Raw genomic sequence first — 9,430 nt, 5'->3', positions numbered from 1 at the left:
TGACGCGACGCCCCCTCACCCTGCGTCGCTAGCGCGACGCTTTCCCTCTCCCCGCAAGCGGGGCGAGGGGACGCCGATGGTCAAGCCCCCGGCTGCCAGGCGTAACTAAGCTTCAAAAACAAACTGCGATCACTACTGAAGAGCTGCTGGAACTCGTCATCCGAGTACCCACCCTGCGAGTAACCCGCATACAAAGCACTACGCGGATTGAGCTTGTACGAATACAGCAACTGCGCAGCGATATCGCGGAAGTCCTCATCGACGCTGCGCGTATACAGCGACTGATCGCGCTCGATGTGGCTGCCCTGCAGCGAAAGCCGCAAACGCTGGCGCGGATCGAACTGCCAACTCAAGCGCCCATCGAGCACCTGCGCGACGAACGCAGTCCCACCGCCGCGGCGCAGACGCTGCCGCGTGTAGTTGAGATTGATGTTGACGCCAGTGCCCACGTCCCACTGCAGCGACGGCTCCCATTCCACGACATCGCCCGTCTGCGACGCCAACAGATCGAGCTGCTGGCCCACGCGCACGAACGACATCAGCTTCAGCCCCGACACCGGCACGATCTCCCCGTACAACGTGCCCCAGCGCTCATCGAACATCTGCCCGTTCCAGAAGCGCACGCGAGTGAGACCACCGAGTTCGTAGTACCCCTGGCGCGAAGCACGCGCACTCAGATAACCCTCCAGCTCGCGTTCGAGCAATCGGCCGTCGAAACGATGCGTGATGTCCCAGTCGCCGTTGAACTCGATGCGGCTGATCGCCGAACCGTTCGGACGGAACCAGGTGTGGCCGCCGCCGATCACCGACTTGCGGTAGCCGACCTGGGTAATGAAACCCAAGTCGGAACGGAAGCCCGGATCGATGTCGTAGTGCCCCACATTGCCGCGCCAATTGCGGCTGCCATAGCTGTAGTTGAGATACAGCGCATTCCCCGCCGGCGCGGTGTCGGCCAGGTTGAAGCCATCCGGATAATGCGAATCGCTGCGCAACCACTGCCCGCGCAACGTGTGCTCGTCCTTCTGCCAGCGCGCGTCGACGCCGGCCAGCGCATTGCGGTAATCGCCGCCGCCGCGCCAGGTCGCGACCCCACCGATGCTGGTGTGGGCATCGACGTCGTAGCGATAGCGGCCGACGAAATCATCGACGGATTGGTCCAGATCCCGGAACGACGAGCCCAGCACCCCCGGCACCAGCAGTTGCGTGGTCGCATCGCGCGCGGCGATCACACCATAAGCCTGCTGACCGTTGCGACCGGTGACACGCAGACCGACATCGGGATCGGCGATCTGGCGCGTATAGAGCACCTGCAGCGGCGTGGTGAAGTAGTCCGCACCCTCCATGAAGAAGGGCCGCTTCTCCGGGAAGAACAGCGCGAAGCTGGTGTTGAGATCGAGCTGCGCCTCATCCGTCTCGACCTGCGAGAAATCCGGATTGAGCGTGCCGTTGAGCGTGAGGTTGGGGCTGGGCGCCCAGGCCACGTCGAGGCCAGGCTCGATGTCCGTGCCCTCGCTGGTCCACGGCGCATCCGGCCCGTCGCGATGCTCCGCGTGGACCATCGTCAGCGTCGGAACGATTTCCAGATTGCGGCCCTGCTTCACCCCGGCGAAGCCCTCGGCCTTGTCGAAGGTGCAGGTCAGGCAGCGCGAACCGCGCGGAACCCGATTGCTGAAGTACTGATAGCGGAATTCGCGCGGACGGATGCGCAGGAAGGTAATGCCCCAGCGGCGCGGGCCGTCGGTCGCGGCGAAGCGCAGCGTCGCGAACGGAATGCGCATCTCCACGTCGTAGCCGCTATCGGTGATCTGCGCCGCGCTGGACCACAGCCCGTCCCAGGAATCGTCCTCGTTGCCGGTGGCCTCCTCCTTGATCAGGTCGGCCTGCACGCCCAGCGGATTGACGAAGAACTCGTAGGCGCGACGCTGGTCGTCGAAGGTGTCGAGCATGATCCCGGCGAAGTCGTCGCTGTACAGCGCATCGCGATCGCGCAGGAACGCCTGGATCCGCGTCGGGTCCGGGTCTTCTGCATGGAAGGCGATCAGCACCGCGTCGTCGGTATAGGCGATGCGCGCAGTGGTCTTCACCGCCGCAGGCAGGTTGTCGCCGGGCGAGACCTCGTAGGCGATATCCACGGGCGCCGCCTGCGCCCACAGCGCGTCGTCGAGCTTGCCGTCGACCACGATGTCGCCATCGATGCGGGGAATGCTGAGGGGAGCGGACGCAAAAGCGGGGAGGGCAGCCAGCGCGAGCAGGCCGCCAAGGAATCGGGTCGGATGCATCCGGCTATTGTCCAGGACTGGCGATTTTGCCGACCCTGTCGAAAGTCCGGGGGGTGGCCGGGGAGGGCTTGCTGGCGTGGCGCTACACTCCGCGAATTCCGACAACCGCAGGCCCCGTTCGATGCGCCACACCCTTCTCACCTTGTCCCTGGCGGCCGTGCTGGCCGCTGCCGCCGGCTGCCAGCGCGACGCCGCCCCGGCCGGCAATGCCCCGGCCGCTACCGCCACCGCACCCACGGCCGCCGCGCAGATGATCGACGAGCATTCCTATGCCGAACCGGACAAGGTCAAGGTCAAGGACCTCGCCCTCGAACTCAAGGTCGACTTCGACAAGAAGGTCATCGACGGCGCCGCGACCCTGACGCTGGACTGGCTGGACAAGAACGCCACGCAACTCAACCTCGACTCGCGCGATCTCAACATCAGCAAGATCGTGGGCGAGCGCAGCGACGGCAAGTGGGACGACCTGAAGTTCACGCTGGCGCCGGCCGACAAGATCCTCGGCAGCAAGCTCACCATCGAAACGCCCACGCGCAATCCGCGCGTGCGCATCACCTACACCACCTCGCCCAACGCCTCCGGCCTGCAGTGGCTGACCGCGGCGATGACCGAGGGCAAGAAGACGCCCTTCATGTTCAGCCAGTCGCAGCAGATCCATGCGCGTTCGTGGGTGCCGCTGCAGGACACGCCCAGCGTGCGCTTTACGTACACCGCGCACGTGCTCGCGCCCTCCGACACGATGGTGGTGATGAGCGCCGCGATGGAGCCCGGCAACGACGCCAGCGGCGACAAGCGTGACGGCGACTACACGTTCAAGATGTCGAATCCGATCCCTTCGTACCTGCTCGCGATCGGCGTCGGCGACCTGGTGTTCAAGCCGATCAGCCAGCGCAGCGGCGTATGGGCCGAGCCGGCCGCGGTCGGCCGTGCCGCCAACGAGTTCTCGGACACCGAGAAGATGATCCAGACCGCGGAGAAGCTGTACGGCCCGTACCGCTGGGAACGCTACGACATGCTGCTGCTGCCGCCGTCGTTCCCGTACGGCGGCATGGAGAATCCGCGCATGACCTTCCTGACGCCGACCGCGATCGTCGGCGACAAGTCGCTGGTCTCGCTGATCGCGCACGAACTGGCGCACAGCTGGTCGGGCAACCTGGTCACCTTCTCCACCGCCAAGGATGCGTGGCTCAACGAAGGCGTCACCTCCTACGTCGAAGGCCGCATCGACGAAGAGCTGTACGGCAAGGACCGCGCCGACATGGAGCGCGTGATCGCCATCAATGAGCTGAAGCAGGAGTTCACCGAGGAGAACAAGCCGCTGCAGGTGCTCGCCGGCAAGCCAGGCGAACTCAAGGATCCGGACGACAACCTGACGTCGACCGTCTACACCAAGGGCGCGTGGTTCATGTCGTTCCTCGAGCAGCGTTTTGGCCGTGCCGACTTCGACGCGTTCCTGCGCGGCTACTTCGACCACTTCGCGTTCCAGTCGATCTCCTCGCAGCAGTTCGCCGACTACGCCAAGGCCAACCTGCTCGACAAGTATCCGGGCAAGGTGACGCAGGCCGAGTTCGATGAGTGGCTGCACCAGCCGGGTATCCCGGCCACGGCGCCGCAGGTCACCTCGGCGCGCTTCGACGCGGTGGATGCGGCGCGCAAGGCCTTCCTCGACAGCGGCGCGCTGCCTGCCGCGGACGCCACCAAACAGTGGACGACGCAGGAATGGGTGCACTTCATCGAAGGCATGCCGGAAACGCTCAAGCCCGAACAGCTGGCTGCTCTGGATGCCGCGTTCCACTTCACCGGCACGCCCAATGGCGAGATCGCGCAGCGCTGGTACCCGCTGGCGGTGCGTAGCGGCTACACCCAGGCGAATGCCGAGATCGCGAAGTTCCTGCAGCGCGTCGGCCGCCGCAAGCTGATCATGCCGACCTACAAGGAGCTGGTGAAAACGCCGGAAGGGCTGAAGCTTGCCGAAGAGGTGCTGGCCAAGGCGAAGCCGGGCTATCACCCGATCACCACGGGCTCGGTGGAAGCGACCATTGCCGAGGCCAAGGCCGGCAAGCACTAAGCGATGCGCCTGCGTCGTCCAGCACGTACGGCCGCCCTGGTGGCGGCCGTATTGCTTGCGTCACTGATCGCGATCATGGCGGTCGCGATCGCGCTCGATCCGTACCGGCTGGTGCGCGCGGAATTCATTCGCCAACGACTCGACGCGGGGCTGTCGCGCGGCCAGATCGACGTCGCCGGCCACCGCTGGGTCTACGCCTACAGCGACGATGCGCCCGCCGATGCGCCGGTCGTCGTGATGATCCACGGCTTCACCGGCATGAAGGAAAATTGGTATCCGCTGGCCGAGCGTCTGCGCGGCCGCTACCGGCTGCTGATTCCCGATCTGCCCGGCTGGGGCGAAAGCCAGCGCAGGCCGGGCGAGGATTACGGCTTCATCGCGCAGAGCGAACGCGTGGATGCGTTCGTGCGCGCGTTGTCCCCAAAGGGGCCGGTAGTCCTGCTCGGGCATTCGATGGGCGGCGGCATCGCTGCGCTCACCGCGGCGCGTCATCCCGAGGACATCGCGCGCGTTGCGCTATTGGATGCCGCGGGCGTCCGCTTCCAGGACAACCGCTTCGGCCGCGAAGTGCTGGCGGGAGAAAATCCGTTCGCCGTCACCGACGCTGCATCGCTGCAACGCTACCTCGACACGGTCTACTACGACGCGCGGGTCAAGCCCGCCGTTCCCTGGCCCGCGTCCGTCGGCCTGATCGAGCGCCGCCGCGGCGATGCGGGTTTCGAGCAGTCCGTGCTCGACCACATCGGTCGCGGCCTCGAGCGCTTCCTGCCGGGGGAGGAAGCCGCGCAGATCCATCAGCCGGCCTTGTTGCTGTGGTGCCGGCAGGACGCCGTGATCGATCCCAGCGCGCTTGGGCTGTACGCTGCGCGCATCCCGCAGGCGGAGCAGGTGATGCTCGACGGCTGCGGCCACATGTCTCTCATGGAACGTCCCGATGCGGTCGCGACCGCGGTAGAGGCGTTGATCCAGACACCCCTTACCTCCAAAGCATCGAAGCGATGAAACCGAACCGACTCGCCCTGATCCTCGCCTCCGCCCTGACCCTCGCCGCCTGCGACTCCGCCGAACAGCAGAAGGCCGCCGCGCAAGCCGCCGCCACCGCGCAGGCCGCCGCCAAGGAACAGAAGGCGCAGGAGCTGGGCAAGCAGTTCGACACCCAGTACGCGCAGCACAACTGGGTGCTGGCCCGCGCGCATGGCGAAGAACTGGTAGTCATGTACCCCGACAGCCCGGTCACCGCGCGCATCCGAGCGCAATACGAGGAAGCCAAGGCCAAGGCCGAGCAAGCGCGCGAGCAGCAGCGCATGGTCGCGCTGTGGGAATACCAGAGCGTCGAGGTCAAGGGCGGCCACCAGCTTTCCGCCGCGATCTATTCGAAGAAGCCGGTAGACACCGGCGTGGGCACTGCGCAGCCGGTGCGCCTGATCTTCCGCGATCACCCATCGTGGGGACGCAGCAGCTACCTGGTCCTGGCGAACGGCGATTTCGACTGCTACGGCGGTTGCAAGGTGCAGGTGACGCTCGATGACAAGGCGCCGAAACCGATGGCGGCGTCGCGTCCCAAGACCGACGAGGCGATCGCGATGTTCATCGAGGACGAGCGCGTGCTGTGGCGCATGGCCGGCAGCGGCGCGAAGACGATGACCATCGAATTCCCGGTCAAGATGGGCGGCAAGCGCACCGCGGTGTTCGAAGTCGGTGGGTTGGACAAGGGCAAGTTGCCCAAGTGGTGATTCGGCGACGGCTCCAACGAGCGCTCCAACGAGCGTTTCACGCCGCGCGGCTGCGAGCGGAGTAAGCTCAACCGCGACGGCGCCCGAAGCCTGCAGGCCAGCGGTGCCCGGCCGGCGCCGCAGGATGCGCGCGCCGCGTCCACCAGCGGCGCCGCCGTATTGGACAATAGGCGGATGCCTCGCGGAGGGAGTCATGTTGTCCCCACGCCTGCACAACCTGCTCGACGAGCACCATTCGCCCTACCAGACCCTCGTCCACGACCGCACCGTCACAGCGCACGAGACCGCCGCCGCTTCCCACGTCCTGCAACAGCAGTTCGCCAAGACGGTGATGCTCAAGGTCGACGGCAAGCTGGCGATGATGGTGATGCCGGCGGCCTATCGCGTCGATCTCACGCGTTTGTCGCGCGCGCTCGGCGGCGACATGGTCGAACTCGCCAGCGAAACCGAATTCAAGGACGCCTTCGCCGATTGCGAGGTCGGCGCGATGCCGCCGTTCGGCCATCTCTACGGCATGCCGGTGTATGTCGATTCGCGCCTGGCGCAGCAGCCGGAGATCGCCTTCAACGCCGGCTCCCACACTGATGCGGTGCGGATGCCATACGAGGAATTCGAGAAGCTGGCGCAACCGGAACTGCTCTGGCTCGCGCATGTGATGTGAGCGGACGCTGCGGGGGAGCCGCTCGCGCTCTCCCGTCGGCGTATCGTCCGAGGTGATGAAGCTTGCCGCCGATCCGGTGGCTGGGATGCGCAGCGCGCGCAGTTTTTTTGTGCCTTTCGACCCGAGGGAAATAGCTGCACAGAACTAAGGAGCAAACGATGGACCGTGTACTCAGAGACTGGATTGCACCCGCGCTGATCGGCGCCGCGGGACTGGCCACCGCATCGGTATGCGAAGCCAAGACGCTGCTGTTTTCCGGCATGACCTGGACGGTACGTCCGAACGGGCAGGGCGGCCCGCGCAACAACAACTGGTGCGAGAACAACGCCTACGTCGATGCGATCGGCGACCTGCATTTGCGGATCACCTATTCGAAGGGCAAATGGTGCGCGGCGGAGATCGTCAGCGACACGCGGATGGCTTACGGCACGTATCAGTTCCAGCTCAAGAGCCGCGTCGATCTGCTGGATCGCAATGTGGTGCTGGGGCTGTTCAACTATCCGACGGCCGACGTCGGAGCCGACGGCACCAACGAGATCGACATCGAATTCGCCAAGTGGGGCGATGCACGCGCCGACATGCTCAACTACACCGCGTGGCCGGTGCAGTCTTCCCTGGGGCCATGGGGCAATACGTTTCCGCTCGCGCTCAGCGGCGACTGGAGCACGCATCGCTTCATCTGGCAGCCCACGTTCATTCGCTTCCAATCGACGCACGGGCACTACGACGACAACCGCTTCCCGATCGCGGACTGGACGTTCGCCCCTGCCGACTACGCCAAGCGCATCGCGCATTCGGCGATGCCGGTGCACATAAATCTGTGGTTGATCGCGGTGCCGTCGAACAAGAAGCCGGTCGAGGTGATCATCAGCCGGTTCACATACACGCCGTAGCGCCGCACGGGGCGGCGCGTCCGGAGCGTAGTCAGTCCGCTGGCTGCGGCGTCGCCGTTACCGGCGCGGCCGGCGTCGCCAGCCGCCGGCGGAACTCGCGCCGCAGCAACAGCAGGCTGACGATCGCCTGGAACGCGACCGTGGCGATCGACAGCATCCAAATCTGTCGCAGTTGGAAGCCGGGCCGCGTCGACAGCCACAGTGCGGGCAGCGCGAAGGTCAGCAGCCGCGTCGCGGTGCTGGCCAGCGCAGGCCACGTATTGCCCAATGCCTGGAACATGCCCGAGCAGGTGAAGACCAAGCCGGAGGCAAGGAAATTCCAGGAGATGTAGCCGAGGAATTCGCCTGCTATCGCGATCACCGCGGTGTCCTGGGTGAAGCCGCGTACCAGCAGTTCCGGTCGCCACTGGCATAGCAGCGTGAGCGTCAGCATGATCGCACCGCCGTACAGCGCGGCGTACTTGAACGTATCCCGCACCCGCTGGGCATGCCCGGCGCCGACGTTCTGTCCGGCCACCGGCGAAGCGGCGAACGCGATCGCCATCACCGGCAGGAAAATCGCCTGCATGACGCGCGAACCGATACCGAACCCGGCTTGCGCCGCTGCGCCGAAATCGCGGATTACCCAGTAGATGACGCCCAGGTAGAGGAACACCAGGACGAATTCGCCGCCGGGCGGCAAGCCGATCCGCAGGATGCGCCGCCACACGTCGAGGCGAACGCGCCACTGGCTGCGATCGAAACCGACGTAGTGCTCCAGGCGCAGGAAGTACAGCGTCATCAAAATCACGCCGACGCCGATCGCCAGCGAGGAGGCCAAAGCGGCACCGGCCACGCCCATCGGCCGGCCCGTGCCCCAACCGGCGATCAGCACCGGCGCGAGAATCGCGTTGAGCACGACCGTCACCACCTGCACCAGCATGCTCGGCTTGGCGATACCGGTGCCGCGCAGCGCGGAGCCCATCGAGATCAATGCGAACTGCAATCCCAGCGCGGGCAGGAACCAGTAGAGGTAGGTGATGCCCGCGGCCGTGGTCGCGGCATCGGCGCCGAGTTTGCGCATGAATGCCGCGGCGAACGCATAGCCGCCGAGCAGCACCACGACGCCGCAGACGGCCGACAGCAGGAGGCTTTGATTGAACACCAGGTTGGCATCGGCCTGATCCTTGCGGCCGACGGCCTGCGCGATCAGCGCCATGGTGCCGACGCCGAGCACCTGGGTCAGGCCCATGACGATGAACTGCAGGTTGCCGGCGGTGCTGACGCCGGCGATGGCGGCGTCGCCGAGGTGGGCGACGAAGTACAGGTCGATCAGCACGTAGAGAGTCTGGAACAGCATGCCGATCGCGATCGGTATGGCCATCCGCATCAGGTGCTTGGGGATGGAGCCTTGGGTCATGTCGTGCATAGGAGCCTCGCGCGCGCTTCGCCTATCAGGATCGCACTGAAGGACCTTGCCCGTCATCTCAGCGCAAGCTGGTGTCCATTTTGACTTTTGTTTTTCTTTGCGAGCGGCTCGTCGTTGCTATCAGCAGGGCAGGCGGTGCCGGTGGGCAGTCGCGACACGCCGTGAATCCATCCATGGAGGCTTGGTCAGCGGCATCCATGCCGCTGACAGTCGCGCCTACCCACCGGCACCGCCTGCCCTCCATACATCTCGGGCGCGTTGGCAAAAGAGCGAAAGCAACTCGCTGCGCTCGCCCCCCTCATCTGCCCTTCGGGCATCTTCTCCCCGCACGCGGGGAGAAGAAGGAGCAAGTAGAGCGCGCGACCGAAGCGGCGGTCTGCACGTTTGC

The 9,430-nt window shown here is 65.7% G+C and carries 7 protein-coding genes; 5 read left to right on the top strand and 2 right to left on the bottom strand.

Annotated elements, in window-relative coordinates; translation table 11 throughout:
* Positions 1-80: 80 nt before the first annotated feature.
* Entirely contained in the window at positions 81-2,279 is a 2,199-nt protein-coding gene (locus ACYVJ8_RS16920; protein WP_460714591.1) for a carbohydrate binding family 9 domain-containing protein, read from the bottom strand.
* 121 nt (positions 2,280-2,400) lie between these two features.
* Between ACYVJ8_RS16920 and ACYVJ8_RS16915 the strand changes: the two genes are divergently transcribed.
* The 5 genes from ACYVJ8_RS16915 to ACYVJ8_RS16895 all read left to right on the top strand — a co-directional run bounded on the left by ACYVJ8_RS16915 (position 2,401) and on the right by ACYVJ8_RS16895 (position 7,634).
* A complete protein-coding gene (locus ACYVJ8_RS16915) occupies positions 2,401-4,347 on the top strand; it encodes a M1 family metallopeptidase (protein WP_460714589.1) in 1,947 nt (648 codons plus the stop codon).
* Positions 4,348-4,350: 3 nt separating this feature from the next.
* Positions 4,351-5,349 (top strand): alpha/beta fold hydrolase, encoded by a 999-nt coding sequence (locus tag ACYVJ8_RS16910; RefSeq protein ID WP_460714587.1) that lies wholly within the window; start codon positions 4,351-4,353, stop codon positions 5,347-5,349.
* A complete protein-coding gene (locus tag ACYVJ8_RS16905) occupies positions 5,346-6,080 on the top strand; it encodes a hypothetical protein (protein ID WP_460714585.1) in 735 nt (244 codons plus the stop codon). The genes ACYVJ8_RS16910 and ACYVJ8_RS16905 overlap by 4 nt, the downstream gene beginning before the upstream one ends.
* Before the next feature lie 193 nt (positions 6,081-6,273).
* Positions 6,274-6,741 carry an aminoacyl-tRNA deacylase gene (locus tag ACYVJ8_RS16900; RefSeq protein WP_460714583.1) on the top strand — a complete coding sequence of 156 codons (468 nt, stop codon included), beginning with the start codon at positions 6,274-6,276 and terminating at the stop codon, positions 6,739-6,741.
* Between the two features lie 158 nt (positions 6,742-6,899).
* A complete protein-coding gene (locus tag ACYVJ8_RS16895; RefSeq protein ID WP_460714581.1) occupies positions 6,900-7,634 on the top strand; it encodes a glycoside hydrolase family 16 protein in 735 nt (244 codons plus the stop codon).
* A 31-nt stretch (positions 7,635-7,665) separates the two neighbouring features.
* Here ACYVJ8_RS16895 and ACYVJ8_RS16890 read toward each other — a convergent pair whose 3' ends face one another.
* Positions 7,666-9,033 carry an MATE family efflux transporter gene (locus tag ACYVJ8_RS16890; protein ID WP_460714579.1) on the bottom strand — a complete coding sequence of 456 codons (1,368 nt, stop codon included), beginning with the start codon at positions 9,031-9,033 and terminating at the stop codon, positions 7,666-7,668.
* Positions 9,034-9,430 lie beyond the last annotated feature (397 nt).

It is taken from the genome of Lysobacter terrae, from assembly GCF_054782215.1.
The sequence above is the reverse complement of the archived record's forward strand: the minus strand, read 5'-3'. Positions and strand labels throughout refer to the sequence as shown.

Bases quoted from the DNA above. Each gene is read 5' to 3' on its own strand.
- ACYVJ8_RS16920 (WP_460714591.1), bottom strand. From the start codon at position 2,279: ATGCATCCGACCCGATTCCTTGGCGGCCTGCTCGCGCTGGCTGCCCTC.
- ACYVJ8_RS16915 (WP_460714589.1), top strand. From the start codon at position 2,401: ATGCGCCACACCCTTCTCACCTTGTCCCTGGCGGCCGTGCTGGCCGCT.
- ACYVJ8_RS16910 (WP_460714587.1), top strand. From the start codon at position 4,351: ATGCGCCTGCGTCGTCCAGCACGTACGGCCGCCCTGGTGGCGGCCGTA.
- ACYVJ8_RS16905 (WP_460714585.1), top strand. From the start codon at position 5,346: ATGAAACCGAACCGACTCGCCCTGATCCTCGCCTCCGCCCTGACCCTC.
- ACYVJ8_RS16900 (WP_460714583.1), top strand. From the start codon at position 6,274: ATGTTGTCCCCACGCCTGCACAACCTGCTCGACGAGCACCATTCGCCC.
- ACYVJ8_RS16895 (WP_460714581.1), top strand. From the start codon at position 6,900: ATGGACCGTGTACTCAGAGACTGGATTGCACCCGCGCTGATCGGCGCC.
- ACYVJ8_RS16890 (WP_460714579.1), bottom strand. From the start codon at position 9,033: ATGACCCAAGGCTCCATCCCCAAGCACCTGATGCGGATGGCCATACCG.